General features: G+C 63.5%; 17 protein-coding genes. 3 read left to right on the forward strand and 14 right to left on the reverse strand.

All coding sequences use genetic code 11. The annotated features are described in order from the left end of the window. Nucleotides 1–18 precede the first annotated feature (18 nt). The 7 genes from J7392_RS19680 to J7392_RS19710 form a co-directional block, all read right to left on the reverse strand. Nucleotides 19–2,064: an acetyl/propionyl/methylcrotonyl-CoA carboxylase subunit alpha gene (locus tag J7392_RS19680; protein WP_209219050.1), complete on the reverse strand. Its 2,046-nt coding sequence runs from the start codon at nt 2,062–2,064 to the stop codon at nt 19–21. Nucleotides 2,065–2,201: 137 nt separating this feature from the next. After that, entirely contained in the window at nt 2,202–2,408 is a 207-nt protein-coding gene (locus J7392_RS19685; protein ID WP_067261646.1) for a hypothetical protein, read from the reverse strand. A 322-nt stretch (nt 2,409–2,730) separates the two neighbouring features. Continuing rightward, nucleotides 2,731–3,078 (reverse strand): hypothetical protein, encoded by a 348-nt coding sequence (locus J7392_RS19690; protein WP_067261657.1) that lies wholly within the window; start codon nt 3,076–3,078, stop codon nt 2,731–2,733. 81 nt (nt 3,079–3,159) lie between these two features. After that, nucleotides 3,160–3,300 (reverse strand): hypothetical protein, encoded by a 141-nt coding sequence (locus J7392_RS19695; RefSeq protein ID WP_162931863.1) that lies wholly within the window; start codon nt 3,298–3,300, stop codon nt 3,160–3,162. A 214-nt stretch (nt 3,301–3,514) separates the two neighbouring features. Continuing rightward, complete coding sequence (locus J7392_RS24380; protein ID WP_280634616.1) at nt 3,515–4,015, reverse strand: DUF6497 family protein; 501 nt, start codon at nt 4,013–4,015, stop codon at nt 3,515–3,517. Continuing rightward, nucleotides 3,913–4,167 (reverse strand): Rho termination factor, encoded by a 255-nt coding sequence (locus J7392_RS19705; protein ID WP_067630224.1) that lies wholly within the window; start codon nt 4,165–4,167, stop codon nt 3,913–3,915. Before J7392_RS19705 ends, J7392_RS24380 begins: the two co-directional genes overlap by 103 nt. Nucleotides 4,168–4,272: 105 nt before the next feature. Beyond that, the gene (locus J7392_RS19710) at nt 4,273–5,805 is read right to left on the reverse strand and encodes an acyl-CoA carboxylase subunit beta (RefSeq protein WP_168612268.1); all 1,533 of its coding nucleotides are present in this window, start codon (nt 5,803–5,805) and stop codon (nt 4,273–4,275) included. A gap of 169 nt (nt 5,806–5,974) precedes the next feature. Between J7392_RS19710 and J7392_RS19715 the strand changes: the two genes are divergently transcribed. After that, on the forward strand, nt 5,975–7,189 hold the full coding sequence (locus J7392_RS19715) for a multidrug effflux MFS transporter (RefSeq protein ID WP_209219051.1): 1,215 nt from the start codon (nt 5,975–5,977) through the stop codon (nt 7,187–7,189). Nucleotides 7,190–7,267: 78 nt separating this feature from the next. Further along, nucleotides 7,268–8,668: a helix-turn-helix transcriptional regulator gene (locus J7392_RS19720; protein ID WP_209219052.1), complete on the forward strand. Its 1,401-nt coding sequence runs from the start codon at nt 7,268–7,270 to the stop codon at nt 8,666–8,668. Here J7392_RS19720 and J7392_RS19725 read toward each other — a convergent pair whose 3' ends face one another. The 6 genes from J7392_RS19725 to J7392_RS19750 form a co-directional block, all read right to left on the reverse strand. Next, nucleotides 8,669–9,343 (reverse strand): thermonuclease family protein, encoded by a 675-nt coding sequence (locus J7392_RS19725; RefSeq protein ID WP_209219053.1) that lies wholly within the window; start codon nt 9,341–9,343, stop codon nt 8,669–8,671. A 61-nt stretch (nt 9,344–9,404) separates the two neighbouring features. Further along, on the reverse strand, nt 9,405–11,063 hold the full coding sequence (gene betA / locus J7392_RS19730) for a choline dehydrogenase (protein ID WP_209219054.1): 1,659 nt from the start codon (nt 11,061–11,063) through the stop codon (nt 9,405–9,407). A gap of 157 nt (nt 11,064–11,220) precedes the next feature. Continuing rightward, nucleotides 11,221–12,678, reverse strand: a complete 1,458-nt coding sequence (gene betB, locus J7392_RS19735) for a betaine-aldehyde dehydrogenase (RefSeq protein ID WP_209219055.1) — start codon at nt 12,676–12,678, stop codon at nt 11,221–11,223. 76 nt (nt 12,679–12,754) lie between these two features. Beyond that, nucleotides 12,755–13,330 carry a transcriptional regulator BetI gene (gene betI / locus J7392_RS19740; RefSeq protein ID WP_209219056.1) on the reverse strand — a complete coding sequence of 192 codons (576 nt, stop codon included), beginning with the start codon at nt 13,328–13,330 and terminating at the stop codon, nt 12,755–12,757. Nucleotides 13,331–13,423: 93 nt separating this feature from the next. Further along, nucleotides 13,424–14,353 (reverse strand): DMT family transporter, encoded by a 930-nt coding sequence (locus tag J7392_RS19745; RefSeq protein ID WP_136720479.1) that lies wholly within the window; start codon nt 14,351–14,353, stop codon nt 13,424–13,426. 55 nt (nt 14,354–14,408) lie between these two features. After that, the gene (locus J7392_RS19750) at nt 14,409–15,008 is read right to left on the reverse strand and encodes a LysE/ArgO family amino acid transporter (RefSeq protein WP_209219057.1); all 600 of its coding nucleotides are present in this window, start codon (nt 15,006–15,008) and stop codon (nt 14,409–14,411) included. 91 nt (nt 15,009–15,099) lie between these two features. On the opposite strand from J7392_RS19750, the gene J7392_RS19755 reads away from it, so the two are divergent. Then, on the forward strand, nt 15,100–15,981 hold the full coding sequence (locus tag J7392_RS19755; protein WP_209219058.1) for a LysR family transcriptional regulator ArgP: 882 nt from the start codon (nt 15,100–15,102) through the stop codon (nt 15,979–15,981). Here J7392_RS19755 and J7392_RS19760 read toward each other — a convergent pair. Next, nucleotides 15,978–16,718: a YebC/PmpR family DNA-binding transcriptional regulator gene (locus J7392_RS19760; RefSeq protein WP_209219059.1), complete on the reverse strand. Its 741-nt coding sequence runs from the start codon at nt 16,716–16,718 to the stop codon at nt 15,978–15,980. The two genes, J7392_RS19755 and J7392_RS19760, sit on opposite strands and share 4 nt — an antisense overlap. Nucleotides 16,719–16,763 lie beyond the last annotated feature (45 nt).

Here is a 16,763-nt window from a genome sequence, read left to right on the forward strand (position 1 = left end):
TCGCCCCCGCGTCGCACCCTATTCGAACTCCATGATCACATCGTCCACCGCAAGGCTGTCGCCCGCGCCGGCGTTGACCTTACTCACCACGCCCTTCTTCTCGGCGCGCAGGATGTTTTCCATCTTCATCGCCTCGATGGTGCAGAGCGCTTGGCCCTCCTGAACCTCGTCGCCAACTTCGACGTCGAGCTTCACCACCAGACCCGGCATCGGGCAGAGCAGCATCTTGGAGGTGTCGGGCGGCAGCTTCTCGGGCATGAGGGCCGCCAGTTCCGCCTGACGCGGGGTGCGGACATGGACTTTCAGATCTGCGCCGCGGGTGCGGATGCGGAAGCCGCCAGAGATTTTGCCAACCTTCAGCACCAAAGGAGCGCCATCAACAGTCATTTCGGCCAGTTGATCACCCGGTGTCCAATCGCCGCTGACGCGCATTTCGCTGCCATCGCCAAAGGCCACCGTCGCCCCTTCGGGATCGGCCTTGGTGACCACGTCGAAACTCTCCCCCTGCAGTTTTACGTTCCAATCGCTGCCAACCTTGCGCTCGTGGTTGTCCATCCGGCCCGAGACACGCGCGCGGCGAATTTCGCCTACGCGGTGCATCGCAGCGCAGGCCGCAGCGATGCGGCGCAGCTCGCCCTCAGGCAGGGTCACACCCTCGAAACCTTCGGGATATTCCTCGGCGATGAAGGCGGTGGTCATCTCGCCCGAGACGAACTTGGGGTGATCCATCACGGCAGAGAGAAACGGCAGGTTATGCCCGATGCCCTCAACCTCGAAACTGTCGAGCGCGACGCGCATCTTCTCAATCGCCTCTTCGCGGGTCGGGGCCCATGTGCAAAGCTTGGCGATCATCGGGTCGTAATACATCGAGATCTCGCCGCCCTCGTAGACGCCGGTATCATTGCGCACGGCCATGTCGCCGGCGGGCGCGTCGCCTTGCCATGTGCCCTGCTCCAGAAGCGGCCCCGCGGCCACCTCCTGCGGCGGGCGGTAGCGGGTCAAGCGGCCAATGGAGGGCAGGAAGCCGCGGTAGGGGTCCTCGGCGTAGAGCCGGTTCTCGATGGCCCAGCCGGTCAGGGTCACGTCGTCTTGGGTGATCGACAGCTTTTCACCGTTGGCCACGCGGATCATCTGCTCAACCAGATCGACGCCGGTGATCAGTTCGGTGACCGGGTGCTCCACCTGAAGACGGGTGTTCATTTCAAGGAAGTAAAAATTCTTGTCACCGTCGACGATGAATTCCACGGTGCCCGCGCTGGTGTAGCCCACGGCCTGCGCCAGTGCGACGGCCTGTTCGCCCATCGCGCGGCGGGTTTCTTCGTCAAGGAAGGGGCTCGGGGCCTCTTCGACCACCTTCTGGTTGCGGCGCTGGATCGAGCATTCGCGCTCGCCCAGATAGATGCCATTGCCATGGGCATCGCAAAGCACCTGAATTTCGATGTGGCGCGGCTGCGTCACGAATTTCTCAATGAAGATCCGGTCATCGCCGAAGGAATTGGCCGCCTCGTTCTTGGACGACTGGAAACCCTCGCGCGCTTCCTCGTCGTTCCAAGCGATCCGCATGCCCTTGCCACCACCGCCGGCAGAGGCTTTGAGCATCACCGGGTAGCCGATGTCATTGGAGATCTTCACCGCTTCCTCGGCGTCTTCGATCAACCCCATGTAGCCCGGCACGGTCGAAACACCGGCCTCTTTGGCGATCTTCTTGGAGGTGATCTTGTCGCCCATCTTCTCGATGGCCCCTTTCGGCGGGCCGACGAAGGCCACGCCCGCGGCCTCCAACGCTTCGGCGAACTTGCTGTTTTCACTCAAGAAACCATATCCCGGATGCACCGCCTGCGCGCCCGATTGCTTGATCGCCTCCATCACCTTGTCGATGACGATATAGGACTGGTTCGCCGGGGGCGGGCCGATGTGAATGGCCTCATCCGCCATTTCCACATGCAGCGCCTGCGCGTCTGCATCGGAATAGATCGCCACGGTGGTCAGACCCATTTTCTTGGCGGTCTTGATCACGCGGCAGGCGATTTCGCCCCGGTTGGCAATGAGGATCTTGTCAAACATCAGCAGTTCCTTTGACGGTGACAGGCCACGCAAAATGCCGCGTCAGCCGGGGCTGCGCGGGTGCCTGTAGGGGTAAAGATGAAAGGGAGGCCGCCCTGCCCGCGCGGATGGCGGGCAAAGCGGCTATTGTAGCTGGATCAGTTACATTTGCCGGGATTGAGCTGGCAATAACCGACGTTGGCTGCAGCGCCAATGGCTGCGCCCTGCGCCAGCGACCCGCCTGTGACGGCTGCCGCACCTGCGCCGACGGCTGCGCCGCCCAAACCTTGTTCGCCGATGTTGTCGCCGCATGCGGCCAGACCTGCTGTCGCGCCAAGCGCGAGAATGATGTTACGAATGGACATGTGCCTGCTCCTTCACTGCTATCTACTATCCGACCAACGCCGTGGCGCTGCACAAGTTCCCGGCCAGATTTTCGGCCTGCCGCGCTGTGACCTGAAAACCACCCTTTGGAAAAGTCGGGCAGCAGAGCGCAGGCGCGGATCCGCTGCCCGATAGAGGAAGAGGTATGGTCTTCAGCTCTGCCGACACGCGGGATAACGAACGCGCCGCCAGCGGCATGAAGCCTGCCGCAGGCCCGCCTTTGCGCCAAGCACACCGCGCGGCTTGGCCGGGCTTCGGCAAAGCTGTGCTGAATGGCGGAAAGGCGCGGCGACATCATGCCGATCAATCCTCGAAAGCTTCGGGAAAGGCGGCGCGGGCGGCGGCCACGTCAAGCACCAGCAGCGCTTCGTAATCGGCAGGGTCGAAAGGATCGGTCGCGGGCAGAACCTCACGGCCAAAGAGCCAAGACAGACGTCCCGCATCCAGATTGCCCCGCTCGAAAGGATGTTCGCCAAAGGCTTCCCAAAGGGCTTTGACAAAGGCGGTATCGGCACGGCGATCCGGAGCGCGGCGGTCGGGGCGACGCTCACGCCGGGTGATGGGCGTGACCCCTTTGGGGTTCGGGCGGCGAATGGTGAATTGAAAATCGGTGCCGGGCAGACGCCCGGGGAACCCGCGGTGTTTTAGCATATAGGCGGGCATCAGACACCCCTCCCGGTTGCAGGGGTGGCTGGGATCAGGGCAGGCGCAAACGCCTGCCCTGCAACGGCATTACTTGTACTTGCCGGTGTAGACGGGCTCAACCGAGATGGGCTCGGGCTCGACCACGACAAACTCTTCTTCTTGCTGCGCGCAGGCCGAAACCGCTGCAACGAAACCGATGGCTGCCAGCAACTTGATGCTCTTGGACATGTAAATCTCCTATTAATGTTAAATGAACCTGACACGACAACACGCCGGCCAAGCCCGGGTTCTGAGGTAAGGGATACGTGGGTATTCCTTGACCGCATCATATGCGATTCACATGGCAATGGATACGGTTGCAAGTGCAATCGGTCACGTTGTGACTCCAAAGCATCATTCCAATCCGAGGATCGGCGGATTCTTGCAAGATATTGCCTTCGCATCACAAACCCTCCCAAATGCAGGTGTCATCCTGCGCCCGGAAAGCTTCGAAATACTGGGTCGCCTCGGGGTCGGCCGCGCCGAATTCCACCGGACGGTCGGCGAGGGAGACGACGATCACCTGCCCCGCCAGCGCATGTTCAGTCATGTAAGGAAGTGCGACGACCGCGCAGAGATGTTCCATATCTGGCGCGGCGCGGTCATAGGCGATGGCCCCCGGCCCTTTGGCGATCTGCGGCGCGATAAAACGGAAGCGAAGCCAAGTCTCACCGCCGAGATCGTCAACCAAGACCTCTTGCAGGTCAACGGTTTGGCCAGAGGGGACATCAATGGCCCGCGCGGGGGCTGCAAGCCCGACCGCCAGCAGGGCTGGCAGCCAAGCCCGACGCAGAAGAGCGCCTAGTGGTTGCGCAGCGCGTCGATCAGCGCGTCCTTGTCCATGTCCGAGCGCCCTTCGATCCCGAGCTCCTGCGCCCGGTCGTAGAGATCGTCCTTGGTCCAATCCTCGTAGGGCGGCTGTTTGCCCCCCTTCTTGCCGGGGTGCTGGCTGTCGTTGGCCTGCGCATTGGCGATCCGGGCGGCTTTTTCCTTGCTCGCCCCATCCTCGCGCAGGGACTTGTAGGTCTCTTCGTCCTTGATGGATGAATTCGGCATGATCCGGTCCTCCTTTGCAAGGAAAACCACTCAGCCCGCCGAGGGTTCCGCGCGCGGCCCTCGTGGGATCGGTATTTGAGAAAGGATGAAGCTGCATGATGGCGCTCAGAGCGGGATGTTGTCGTGTTTCTTCCACGGGGTCTGCACTTTTTTGTTGCGCAGAGAGGCGAAGGCGCGGGCGACCCGTTTGCGGGTAGAGCGCGGCTGGATCACCTCGTCGATGAAACCACGTTCGGCGGCGACGAAGGGATTGGCGAAACGATCCTCATAATCCTTGGTGTGTTTGGCGATCTTTTCGGGGTCGTTCAGGTCTTTGCGGTGAATGATCTCGGTCGCGCCCTTGGCGCCCATCACGGCGACTTCGGCGGTTGGCCAAGCGTAGTTGAAATCCGAGCGCAGGTGTTTCGAGGCCATCACGTCATAGGCGCCGCCATAGGCTTTGCGCGTGATGACGGTGACCATCGGCACGGTCGCCTCGCCATAGGCGAAGAGCAGTTTCGCGCCGTGTTTGATGACGCCGCCGAATTCCTGACCGGTGCCGGGCAGGAAGCCGGGCACGTCCACCAGCGTGAGGATCGGGATCTCGAAGGCGTCGCAGAAGCGCACGAAACGCGCCGCCTTGCGCGAGCTGTCGATGTCGAGGCAGCCGGCCAGCACCATCGGCTGGTTGGCCACCACGCCGACGGTACGCCCCTCAAGGCGGATGAAACCGGTGATGATGTTCTTGGCGAATTCCTCTTGGATTTCGTAAAAGTCGCCCTCATCCGCCAGTTTGAGGATCAATTCCTTCATGTCATAGGGGGTGTTGGCGTTCGACGGGACCAGCGTGTCGAGCGAGGGCTCGATCCGGTTGGGATCGTCGAAGAAGGGGCGGACCGGTGGTTTCTCGCGGTTGTTGGCGGGCAGCAAGTCGACGAGGCGGCGCACCTCGGCCAATGCCTCCACGTCATTTTCGAAGGCCGCATCGGCGACGGAGGATTTGCGCGTGTGGGTCGTGGCGCCGCCCAGTTCTTCGGCGGTAACGACTTCGTTGGTGACGGTTTTCACCACGTCCGGGCCGGTGACGAACATATAGGAGCTGTCTTTGACCATGAAGATGAAGTCGGTCATCGCGGGCGAATAGACTGCCCCGCCCGCGCAGGGGCCCATGATGACGCTGATCTGGGGGATCACGCCGGAGGCTTCGATGTTGCGTTGAAAGACCTCGGCATAGCCTGCAAGGCTCGCCACGCCCTCCTGGATGCGCGCGCCGCCGGAATCGTTGATGCCGATCACCGGCGCGCCGTTTTGCACTGCCATGTCCATGATCTTGCAGATTTTCTGGGCATGGGTTTCGGATAGGGAGCCGCCGAAGACGGTAAAATCCTGACTGAAGACATAGACGAGGCGGCCGTTGATCGTGCCCCAGCCGGTGACCACGCCATCGCCCGCGGGCTTTTGATCCTGCATGCCGAAATCGGTGCAGCGGTGGGTGACGAACATGTCGAATTCCTCGAACGAGCCTTCGTCGAGCAGCAGATCAACCCGCTCCCGCGCGGTGAGCTTGCCGCGGCCGTGCTGCGCATCAATCCGTGCCTGACCGCCGCCCAAACGCGCATCTTCGCGACGCCGCTCCAGTTGTTCGAGAATGTCTTTCATGACGCACCCCTATTGTGATTTCGACCAGTCTACCGGAGGAGCGCAACTGACCAAAGCGCAATTTGGCAAATTTGCAAAATCAATACATAGTGACGGCAGCAAAATGAAAAGTTGCAAAACAATCTAGTTAACATGGACATTTCCCATAGCCACTACTACTTGCATTTGCATGAGCGATATCCCCCGGGTCCGGTATTTAGACCGGACGACCCCGCCCCATATTTCAACGCTGATCCTGCTGGCCGGGCTTTCGGCCATGGTCATGAACATTTTCCTGCCCAGCCTGCCGAAGATGGCAGAGCATTTCGGCACGGATTATGCGGTGATCCAGCTTTCGGTGCCGCTCTACCTGTTTTTCAGTGGGATACTGCAGATTTTCATCGGGCCGATTTCGGACAACCTTGGGCGGCGGCGGGTGATGCTTTGGGGCTTGGGCATCTTCTTCGTGGCCACGGTCGGCTGTCTGCTGGCGCCGAACATCGCCGTGTTTCTGGTATTCCGCATGGCGCAGGCCGTGATCGCCACGGGCATGGTGCTGAGCCGCGCAGTGATCCGCGACCTTTATACCCAAGACGAATCCGCCTCCATGATCGGCTATGTGACCATGGGCATGGCGCTGGTGCCGATGATCAGCCCCGCCTTAGGCGGGCTGCTGGAGCAGGGCTTCGGCTGGCAGGCTTCCTTCTGGGCGATGCTGATCCTCGGCGGGGTGGTCTTTTGGGTGGCTTGGGCGGATTTGGGCGAGACCGCCCGGGCCAGCGGCAAATCGCTGCGCCAGCAGTTCGGCGAATACCCCGAGTTGCTCCGCTCGCCGCGGTTTTGGGGCTATGCGCTGGCCACGGGTTTTTGCTCGGGCGCCTTCTTTGCCTATCTCGGCGGCGCGCCCTTCGTGGGCACCGTGGTCTTCGGGATGGAGCCTGCGGTGCTTGGCCTCTATTTCGGCGCGCCCGCGATTGGCTATTTCATCGGCAACTTCGTCACCGCGCGGACCGCGACCCGTTTCGGCGTCAATACGCTGGTGCTTTGGGGCTGCATTTCCAATGCCGTGGGTGGCACGGTGTCGCTGCTGATCTTCCTTGCAGGATACGGCTCCCCGCTCAGCTTTTTCGGGCTGATGACCCTGGTGGGGCTGGGCAACGGGCTCTGCATTCCCAATGCCACCGCCGGGATGCTGTCGGTGCGCCCGCATTTGGCGGGCACGGCCTCCGGGCTGGGCGGGGCGATCATGATCGTCGGCGGCGCGGCCTTGAGCGCACTGGCGGGCGCCCTTCTCACCCCCGAAACCGGGGCCTATCCGCTGTTGTGGCTCATGTTGTTGACAGCCATCGCCTCGGTCGCCTCCATCTGGGTGGTGATCCGGCGTGAGAAAGCCTTGGGGCTCTAGGCCCACGCTCTCCGCGCTTGTGACCCCGGCTTTGCAAAGCTAGGCTGCACCTAACTGCAAAGTTGCAAAGGTACGCGGATGGCGATCCAGAAACTCTATGCCGGTGTGAAACTGCGTGAGACCCGTACCCGCGCGGGGCTGACGCAGAAAGACTTCGCCGCCCGGCTGGGCGTCTCCTTGCCCTATCTCAACCAGATGGAGAACAACAACCGGCCCGTCAGCACCAATGTCGTGCTCGCCTTGGCGTCGGAGTTCAGGCTGGATGTGACCGAGCTTTCCAGCGGCGATGGGGAGCGGTTGGTTAGCGATCTGCGCGAGGCGCTGGCCGATCCGATTTTCGCCGGAAAGGCACCCCCAGTGGCCGATCTGCGCCTTACCGCCTCCAACGCGCCGGGGCTGGCACATGCCTTTCTCGCGCTGCATCAAAGCTACCGACAGGTGCATGAACGGTTGGCCTCGCTGGACGAAGCCCTGGGCCGTGAGGATGCCCGCGCGATGCCCTCCCCTTGGGAAGAAGTGCGGGACTTCTTTCACTATTGCGACAATTACATCGATGCCGTCGACCGTGCGGCAGAGCATTTTGCGACCCGCGAAGGCAGCGGCAGTGATACGCGGGCGACCGCGGCGCGCGCGCTTGAGAGTGCCGGGGTGCGCGTGGTTTTCGAGGATGACGACCGGCTCCGCGCCTATGATCCCGCCCGCAAGGTGCTGCATCTATCGGCCCGTGCGGCACCTGAGACGCAGACATTTCAGATGTTGTTGCAGTTGGCGCTGACCCAGCAAGACGCGTTGCTGGAGGCGACGCTGGACCTTGCCCGCTTCCACAGTGCCGCGGCGCGGGATATCGCAAAGATTGGGCTGGCCAATTACTTCGCCGGGGCGGCCCTCTTGCCCTATGGGCGGTTTTTGCAAAAGGCGCAGGACTGCCGCCATGATCTGGAGGTGTTGGCCGGGCATTTCGGTGCCTCGATCGAGCAGGTGGCGCATCGGCTGTCGACGATGCAGCGCCCCGGCGCAAAGGGAGTGCCGTTCTTCTTCGTCCGGGTCGATCAGGCAGGAACGATCACCAAACGTCATTCCGCCACCCGGCTGCAATTCGCGCGTTTCGGCGGCGCCTGCCCGCTCTGGAACGTCCACCGCGCCTTTGAGACGCCGGGGCGGTTCCTGCGGCAGCTGGCCGAGACGCCGGATGGGGTGCGCTATATCAGTTTGGCGCGGGACATCTCGAAACCGGCGGGACGGTTTGGCGCGCCGGTGCGGCGCTACGCGATCTCACTCGGCTGCGAGGTGCGCCATGCGCCCGCGCTGGTCTATGCCGATGGGATGGACGTTACCCGCAGCGATGCCTTTGAACCGATTGGCATTTCCTGCCGGATTTGCGAACGCCGGGATTGCCATCAACGCTCCGTCCCGCCGCTAGAGCGGCAGTTGGTGGTCGACCCGCATCTGCGCGACACCCTGCCCTACCGGGTGGAGTGATCAGCGCCGCGCGCGCCGCCACCCCGCGCCGCGCGCCTCGGCTTCGGAACAGAACCAACGCTCGCCCTTGCGGGCGCTGATGCGGGTGCGGCTGTAAAATTCCTGCCCCGGCATATGGTAAATCTTGACCCCCTTGGCGCTGATATTGCCTTTGATCTGGCAGCTCCCCTCGGGCCGGGCAGGCTCGGACCCGCTGCGGCGGGTCACGCGGTAGCGGGCGGGGGAAACCGTCTTGAACCCGTGAATCCCACGGCCCGCGACAAAGGCGGCTTTCTCATCCAGATCATAGTCCATCGAATATTTCCGATAGGCAAAGGCCAGCCCGTCACGCACCAGCGCCTGCCCCACGTCAACGTCGCCCACATGGCAGCGGGCGACAATGCGATCATAGCGGTCGCGGTCTAGTGCCTCACAACGCACGTCGGCCCCTTGGTATCTGTCGCGCACCTCCCTCGTTGTCCAATCTCCGCAGGCCCAAGCCTGCCCGCCCTCTGTCTCGCAGGTCTGGCTGGACTCGAGCGCATCGATGCCATGCAAGCGGATGCGCGTACCGCCGAGATCGAAAGTATCCCCGTCGATCACGCGGACCACGCCCGAGACGGTCTGCGCCCCCGCCGATCCAGTTGCGAGGCTCAGTGTCAGACTGAGGGCGAAAAGTGAACAAATCCTTAACATGAGGCAGGTATGACGCCCTGCCCCGCGGCCTTCAAGACAGGATGTTAAGGCAGGTTAACGATCAACGCTGCGCCACCTGCCAGTTCGGATGCACCCAAGGTTCGTCATTCGCGCGCGGCAGCGGATCGCGGCCCAAAAGCAGGTCTGAGACCTTTTCGCCCACCATAATCGAAGGCGCGTTAAGGTTGCCATTGGTGATCCGCGGGAAAATCGAACTGTCGGCCACGCGCAGCCCCTCGACCCCGATCACCCGTGCCTGCGGGTCGACCACGGCGTCGGGATCGTCCGCCGCCCCCATGCGGCAGGTGCCGCAGGGGTGATAGGCGCTCTCGGCGTGTTCGACGATGAAGGCATCAAGCTCCGCGTCCGACTGCAGCGCGGCGCCGGGCTGGATCTCGTGTTTCACGAAGGGCTTGAAGGCGTCCTGCGCGAAGATCTCCCGCGTGAGACGGATGCAGGTGCGGAACTCCTCCCAATCGTCGGGATGGGACATGTAGTTGAAGCGGATGCGCGGCGCCTCGGCAGGGTCGGCGGAGCGCAGGGTGATCTCGCCCCGCGACTTGGAGCGCATCGGCCCCGTGTGCGCCTGAAAGCCATGCCCCTCGGCCGCCGCCTGCCCGTCGTAGCGCACGGCAATGGGCAGGAAATGGTATTGAATATCAGGGTATTCCACGCCGGGCTTCGAGCGGATAAAGGCCGCGGATTCGAACTGGTTCGAGGCGCCCATGCCGGTCTTGGTAAAGAGCCACTGCGCGCCGATGACGGCCTTCGACAAGAGGTTCCAGTGCTTGTAGAGCGTGATCGGCTGGCGCGAGGCCATCTGGATGTAGAGCTCTAGATGGTCCTGCAGGTTCTGACCCACGCCGGGGCGGTCGGCCAGTACTTCGATGCCGTGTTCGGCCAGATGCGCGGCGGGGCCGATCCCCGAAAGCATCAGCAGTTTCGGCGAGTTGATCGACGACGCCGCCAGCACCACTTCGTGGCTGGCACGGATCACCTCCGTCGCGCGGCCACGCTTGACCTCGACCCCCACAGCACGGCCCTCTTCGATCACGACACGTTGCGCCAGCGCGCGGATCAGGGTGACATTGCCGGTCTTCTGCGCCGGGCGCAGATAGGCATTGGCCGCCGACCAGCGCCGCCCGTTCCAGACGGTCTGCTCCATCGGGCCGAAACCCTCTTGCTGCTCGCCGTTGTAGTCATGGGTCACCGGGTAGCCCGCCTGTGCCCCGGCCTGCACGAAGGCGTCGAATAGCGGGTTCTCGCGCGGGCCGCGGCTGACGTGCAGCGGGCCGTCCTTGCCGCGCCATGCAGCATCGCCGCCGTGGCCGTTCTCGTGCCATGTCTCCATGCGTTTGTAGTAGGGCAGTACATCCGCGTAGGACCAGCCGCGCGCGCCGGACTCCTCCCAATGGTCGAAGTCCTTAGCATGGCCGCGCACGTAGACCATGCCGTTGATCGACGACGAGCCGCCGATTACCTTGCCGCGCGGGCAGACCAGCTCGCGGTTGTTGAGATGCGGCTCGGGCTCGGATTTATAGCCCCAGTCGTAGCGCGGCATGTTCATCGGGTAGCTGAGCGCCGCGGGCATCTGGATGAAGGGGCCCGCGTCGCTGCCGCCATGTTCGATAACGATGACCTTCCGGCCCGCCTCGGCCAGACGGTAAGCCATGGCGCAGCCCGCGGAGCCCGCGCCGACGATGACAAATTCAGCTTCCATAGCTCTTCCTTCCGTGATTCCCCGCCGGGTCAAGGATGCGCAGCACCGCGCGAATGCGCGGCTTGTCCTTGAGGCGGTGGGGAATCGCTCCCCAGAATTGACGCGGTGACTTGAGGATCAGGCTGATCCCTCAAGCACCTCTCAGCAAATTCACCCCTTAGAAGGGCGCCTCGACATCGCCCATGCGCACGTAGACCGACTTCACCTGGCTGTAGTGCTCGATCGCCGCCTTCGCGTTCTCGCGGCCCACGCCGGAGTTCTTCATGCCGCCAAAGGGCGCTTCGACCGGCGCGTCGTTGTAGCTGTTGATGTAGCAGGTCCCGGCCTCGAACCCCGCCGCCACGCGGTGCGCGCGGGCAAGATCGCGGGTGAAGACACCGGCGGCGAGGCCGAACTCGGTGGCATTGGCGCGCGCCATGACCTCACCCTCGTCCTCGAAGTCGAGCACCGCCATGACGGGGCCGAAGATCTCTTCGCGGGCGATGATCATGTCGTCGGTCACATCGGCAAAGACGGTGGGCTGCATGTAGAAGCCCTCACGCTCGATCCGCGCGCCGCCATAGACCAGCCGCGCGCCCTCGGCCTGGCCCTTCTCGATGTAGTCCAGCGCGATCTGCATCTGCCGTTCGCTGACCATCGGGCCAAAGCTGGTGTCGGGGTCCATCGGGTCACCGATCACGGCGTTGTCCAGCCGCTCGGAAAGCCGTGCGAGGAACTTCTCCTTGATATCGCGATGCACGAAGACTCGCGTGCCGTTCGAGCAGATCTGGCCGGAGCTGTAGAAGTTGCCGAGTATCGCGCCACCGACGGCATTGTCGATATCCGCATCCTCGAAGACGATCAGGGGCGACTTGCCGCCCAGTTCCATCGTCACATGCTTGATACCGTCGGCAGCGGCGGCATAGACCTTGCGCCCTGTCGGCACCGAGCCGGTGAGCGAGACCTTGTCGACGCGGGCATCGGTGACCAGCGACTGGCCGACCTCGCCCATGCCCTGCACCACGTTGAAGAGCCCCGCGGGCAGCCCGGCCTCGATCAAGATCTCGGCGACCTTCAGCGCGCAAAGCGGCGTGGTCTCGGACGGTTTGAAGATCATCGCATTGCCGCAGGCCAGCGCGGGGGCGGCCTTCCAGCAGGCGATCTGGGTGGGGTAGTTCCACGCGCCGATGCCGACGCAGACGCCCAAGGGCTCGCGCCGGGTGTAGACCCAGTCTTCGCCAAGTTGGATATGCTCGCCGGTCAGGCTGCCAGCGAGGCCGCCGAAATACTCCAGCGCGTCCGCGCCGCTGGTGGCATCGGCGACGGAGGTCTCCTGATAGGGTTTGCCGGTGTCTTGGGTTTCCAGCACCGAGAGGTCGTGGTTGCGGTCGCGGATCATGTCGGCGGCGCGGCGCAGGATGCGGCCCCGCTCGGTGCCGCTTAGCGCGCCCCATGCGGCCTGCGCGCGGCGGGCCGAGGCAATGGCCTGTTCCACGATTTCCGGCGTGGCGGCATAGACCGTCGCGATCTTTTCGCCCGTGGCGGGATAGATCACCGGGATCGGCGTGCCATTGGTGTCTTCGACATAGGCGCCGTCGATGAAGTGGCTGGCGGTGGGTTGGGGATCATAGGACATCAAAGGAACTTTCTTGCCTGAGGCGAGGAGTGTTCAGAGAGGCGGAGCGCGGCGGTGCCGCCCGTCTCCGCGGTGTTCAACGGCCCGCTTTAAGCAGCAGGTCGAGCGTATAGAGCGCGCGGGTCATGGCCTCTGCCGCGCTGACGCCATCCGACAGCGCCGCGCGCAGGTAGAGCCCATCGATCAGGGCCGCCAAGGTTTCGGCGTCGCCTTCGGGCTGAGGGCTGATCGGGCGCAGCGCATGTGTGAGGTTGGACCGCAACCGACTTTGGTAAGCCGTCAGCAGCCGCCGGGTTTCGGGGTTGGTGCGGGCATGGGCGTAGAGCGTCATCCACGCGCTGATCGTGCCGGGGTGAAAGCCCGTGTCATCGAAACTAGCGACGATGATCGCCGCCGCACGGTCATGCGGCGTGCGGGCCGTGGCAAGCCGCTCGCGGACCCCGGCGGCATATTCCGACAGGATATGCCGCATCGCCGCCAGAAAGATCTGGTTCTTGCCGCCGAAGTAATGATGCGCCAGCGCGCTCGACATGCCTGCCCGCTTGGCGATCTGGCTCACCGTCACATCCAGCGACTGGGCCTCACCGATCTCGGCGATGGTGGCTTTAACCAGCGCAGAGCGGCGAATTGGTTCCATTCCGACTTTGGGCATTGGATTCGGATCCTTGGGGCAGTGTTGACCGCCTCAGGATAGGGGAATCTTTATTGACTCGTCAATCAAGTACCGCCCCGACGGAGCGGAAGGTCAGAATTTCGTCGCATGCGAGGGGGGCGTGACCTGCCGTTTCAGCATCGCTTCGCGCCATGTAATAAAGGTGACAGAGCCCAAGATCACCGCCCCGCCCAGCACGACCCAGAGGTCCACCGGCTCGGCAAAGACCACCACGCCGAGGATCGTGGCCCAGACCAATTGCAGGAAAGTGACCGGCTGCGTCACCGTCACCGGGGCGGCGGCAAAGGCCAGCGTCATGGTGAAATGCCCCGCCGTTGCGAAAAAGGCGACCCCGGCAAGGATCAGCAGTTCCTGCGGCGTCGGCGTGATCCAGACGGCAAAGGCGAAGGGCGCCAGCCCGATTGTGACGAAGATCGACAGCATGGTCACGATCATCACCGGGCGCGCCTCATCGGCCAGCACCTTGGCCAAGAGGTAGGACCCGGCAAAGACCACCGCCGCCAGCAACATCGCCAGATGCCCGGTGGAGACTTCGCGAAAACCGGGCCGCAGGATGATCGCCGCCCCCGCCAGCCCCAGACAGACCGCCACGATACGCCGCGCCGCCAGCTTCTCCCCCAGAAAGATCGCGGCACCCACGGTGACATAGATCGGCGCGAGGTAGTTCATCGCGGTCACCTCGGCGATGGGCAGGCGGGTCATGGCGTAGAACCACAGGATCACCCCGCCCGCGTGGCACAGGCCCCGCATGCCGAACAGCCCCCATTGCCGCCGGCTCACCGGTGTGGCCAGCAGCGACCGCAGGACCGGCAGGACAAAGACCAACCCCATGGCGTAGCGCAGGAAAGCGGCCTCGGCCGAAGGCAGCCGCGGCCCCATGTATTTCACCAGCGCGGTCACGCCTATGAAACAGGCCCCAGTCACCAACATCCAAAAGACCCCGACAAGCGGGCGGTTGGGCGGAGCGGGGATGTCGGGGGTGGTGGCGGGAGAGTGTGTCATGCCGCGACCCTTTCCCAAAGCGCTGCCAAGGGCAAGATGGGCGCGGCATTTTTATTCACATCGCAAGCAATTTGATGGCAATCGCCCACATGGTCACGGCGATGATGGCGTCCAAGACCTGCCAACTGCGTGGTCTGGCAAAGAGCGGCGCCAGAAGCCGCGCGCCATAGCCCAGTGAGAAGAAGAAGACGAAGCTTGCCAGCACCGCCCCGATGCCAAAGCTGAGCCGGTCGGGATATTGCGCCGAGATCGAGCCGAGCAGCACCAAGGTGTCGAGGTAGACATGCGGGTTCAGCCACGTCAGCGCCAGTAGCGTCAGGATCGCCTTGCGCAGGCTGCGGGTGGATTGCCCCTCGGCCTCCAGCGCCTCCCCGCCCTGCCATGCGGAAACCGCATTGCGCCAGCCGTACCACAGCAGGAAGGCCGCGCCGCCATAGCGCATCAGCGGGCCGAACCACGGGGCCGCCTCAGCCAGCGCGCCAAAGCCCGCGACCCCCGACATGATCAACACCGCATCCGAGGCCGCGCAGACCAGCACCACCGGCAGCACATGTTCGCGGCGCAGCCCTTGGCGCAAGACAAAGGCGTTCTGCGCCCCGATGGCCATGATAAGGGTGAGGCTGAGGGCGAAGCCGGGAAGGAGTGAGGTGAACATCAAAGGCGTCCTATAACATGGGTTGCCTTTGCCTAGCCCGGCGGTTCAGATTACTCAAATTCAATAGTCTACGTCAGGATTAGCAAAACTTATGCAGCTCGACAGCGCGCAGCTAACCGCATTGGCCCATATCCTGCGGCTCGGCAGTTTTGATGCCGCGGCGGCGGTGCTGGGGGTGACCCCCTCGGCAATCTCGCAACGGGTGAAAGCGCTGGAGGATCGTGTGGGGGCCACCCTCGTTCTGCGCGGCCAGCCCTGCACCGGCACACCCATGGGCCAGCGTCTTGCCAAACATGCGGAGGATGTGGCCCTGCTCGAAGCGCAGGCGCTTGGCGCAGGCGATGCCACCGCCCCGCCCCGGCTGCGCCTTGCGGTGCCTGCGGATGTCTTGGCCACATGGCTGATACCGGCGCTGGCGCAGGTGCCCGACATGCTCTTCGATCTGATGATCGACGACCAAGACACCTCTGCCGATTGGCTGCGACGGGGGAAGGTCAGCGCGGCGGTAACGGGGCAAGCCCGCGCGGCACCGGGCTGCGACGTGCTGCCCTTGGGGGCGCTGCGCTATCATGCCACTGCCAGCCCCGCCTATCGCGAGACCTGGTTTGCCGAGGGCGTCACGACCGAGGCACTGGCCCGCGCGCCGATGCTCACCTTCGATCATAAGGATCAACTGCAAGGGCGATGGTTGATGCGAAAGACCGGGCAGCGACTGACCCCGCCAAGCCACCATCTGCCCTCAAGCCACGGCTTTGTCGTGGCGGCGCGTCAAGGGCTGGGCTGGGGGATGAACCCCGCGCCGCTGGTGGCCGAGGATATGGCGGCGGGGCGGCTCGTGTCACTCGACAACGCACTGCCGCTGGATGTGCCGCTTTACTGGCAGGTCGCGCGGATCATGGCGCCCGCGCTGGCCCCGCTCACCGCCGCCATAAGAGCCGCGGCGCGCGAGGCGCTGGTGCTAATGCCGCGTTAAAGCTGCGACATAACCTCGTCTGAGGCCTCAAAGTTGGTGGTGACGCGCTGCACGTCGTCATCTTCCTCAAGCGCATCGATCAGCTTCATCAGCTTTTCCATGTTCTCGAGATCCATCTCGGTGGTGGTGGTCGGACGCCAGATGAGCTTGGTCGATTCCGACTCGCCCAATTCGGCCTCAAGCGCGGTCGACACATCGTTGAGATCGGTGTCCGCGCAATAGATCACGTGACCGTCCTCGGAGCTTTCCACGTCTTCGGCGCCCGCTTCGATCGCGGCCATCATCACGGTGTCGGCGTCGCCCACGGAAGCCGGGTAAATCACCTCGCCCTTGCGCTCGAACATGAAGCCGACCGAACCGGTCTCGCCCAGATTGCCGCCATTCTTGGTGAAGGTCGAGCGCACGGTCGAAGCGGTGCGGTTGCGGTTGTCGGTCATCGCCTCGACGATCACCGCTACGCCATTGGGGCCATAGCCCTCATAGCGGATTTCCTCGTAATCCTCGCCCTCACCGCCAACGGCCTTCTTGATGGCGCGTTCGATGTTGTCCTTGGGCATGGACTGGCCCTTGGCCTCTTTCACCGCCAGACGAAGACGCGGGTTCTTGTCCGGGTCGGGGTCTCCCATCTTGGCCGCGATGGTGATTTCCTTGGAGAGTTTGGAAAACACCTTGGCGCGCAGCTTGTCCTGACGGCCCTTGCGATGCTGGATGTTTGCCCATTTGGAGTGACCGGCCATGAATACCTCGTTCTGGCAATGCGTTTGCGCCACTCTATATGCCAG

The organism is Sulfitobacter sp. R18_1, assembly GCF_017743915.1.
GTDB lineage: Bacteria > Pseudomonadota > Alphaproteobacteria > Rhodobacterales > Rhodobacteraceae > Sulfitobacter > Sulfitobacter faviae.

What these genes read in the sequence shown, in the direction of transcription:
- J7392_RS19720 (WP_209219052.1), top strand. Translation starts at nt 7,268, where the DNA reads ATGGCGATCCAGAAACTCTATGCCGGTGTGAAACTGCGTGAGACCCGT.
- J7392_RS19715 (WP_209219051.1), top strand. Translation starts at nt 5,975, where the DNA reads ATGAGCGATATCCCCCGGGTCCGGTATTTAGACCGGACGACCCCGCCC.
- J7392_RS19710 (WP_168612268.1), bottom strand. Translation starts at nt 5,805, where the DNA reads ATGAAAGACATTCTCGAACAACTGGAGCGGCGTCGCGAAGATGCGCGT.
- J7392_RS19685 (WP_067261646.1), bottom strand. Translation starts at nt 2,408, where the DNA reads ATGTCCATTCGTAACATCATTCTCGCGCTTGGCGCGACAGCAGGTCTG.
- J7392_RS19750 (WP_209219057.1), bottom strand. Translation starts at nt 15,008, where the DNA reads ATGTTCACCTCACTCCTTCCCGGCTTCGCCCTCAGCCTCACCCTTATC.
- J7392_RS19725 (WP_209219053.1), bottom strand. Translation starts at nt 9,343, where the DNA reads ATGTTAAGGATTTGTTCACTTTTCGCCCTCAGTCTGACACTGAGCCTC.
- J7392_RS19745 (WP_136720479.1), bottom strand. Translation starts at nt 14,353, where the DNA reads ATGACACACTCTCCCGCCACCACCCCCGACATCCCCGCTCCGCCCAAC.
- J7392_RS19680 (WP_209219050.1), bottom strand. Translation starts at nt 2,064, where the DNA reads ATGTTTGACAAGATCCTCATTGCCAACCGGGGCGAAATCGCCTGCCGC.
- J7392_RS19705 (WP_067630224.1), bottom strand. Translation starts at nt 4,167, where the DNA reads ATGCCGAATTCATCCATCAAGGACGAAGAGACCTACAAGTCCCTGCGC.
- betI (WP_209219056.1), bottom strand. Translation starts at nt 13,330, where the DNA reads ATGCCCAAAGTCGGAATGGAACCAATTCGCCGCTCTGCGCTGGTTAAA.
- J7392_RS19695 (WP_162931863.1), bottom strand. Translation starts at nt 3,300, where the DNA reads ATGTCCAAGAGCATCAAGTTGCTGGCAGCCATCGGTTTCGTTGCAGCG.
- betA (WP_209219054.1), bottom strand. Translation starts at nt 11,063, where the DNA reads ATGGAAGCTGAATTTGTCATCGTCGGCGCGGGCTCCGCGGGCTGCGCC.
- betB (WP_209219055.1), bottom strand. Translation starts at nt 12,678, where the DNA reads ATGTCCTATGATCCCCAACCCACCGCCAGCCACTTCATCGACGGCGCC.
- J7392_RS19690 (WP_067261657.1), bottom strand. Translation starts at nt 3,078, where the DNA reads ATGCTAAAACACCGCGGGTTCCCCGGGCGTCTGCCCGGCACCGATTTT.
- J7392_RS19755 (WP_209219058.1), top strand. Translation starts at nt 15,100, where the DNA reads ATGCAGCTCGACAGCGCGCAGCTAACCGCATTGGCCCATATCCTGCGG.
- J7392_RS19760 (WP_209219059.1), bottom strand. Translation starts at nt 16,718, where the DNA reads ATGGCCGGTCACTCCAAATGGGCAAACATCCAGCATCGCAAGGGCCGT.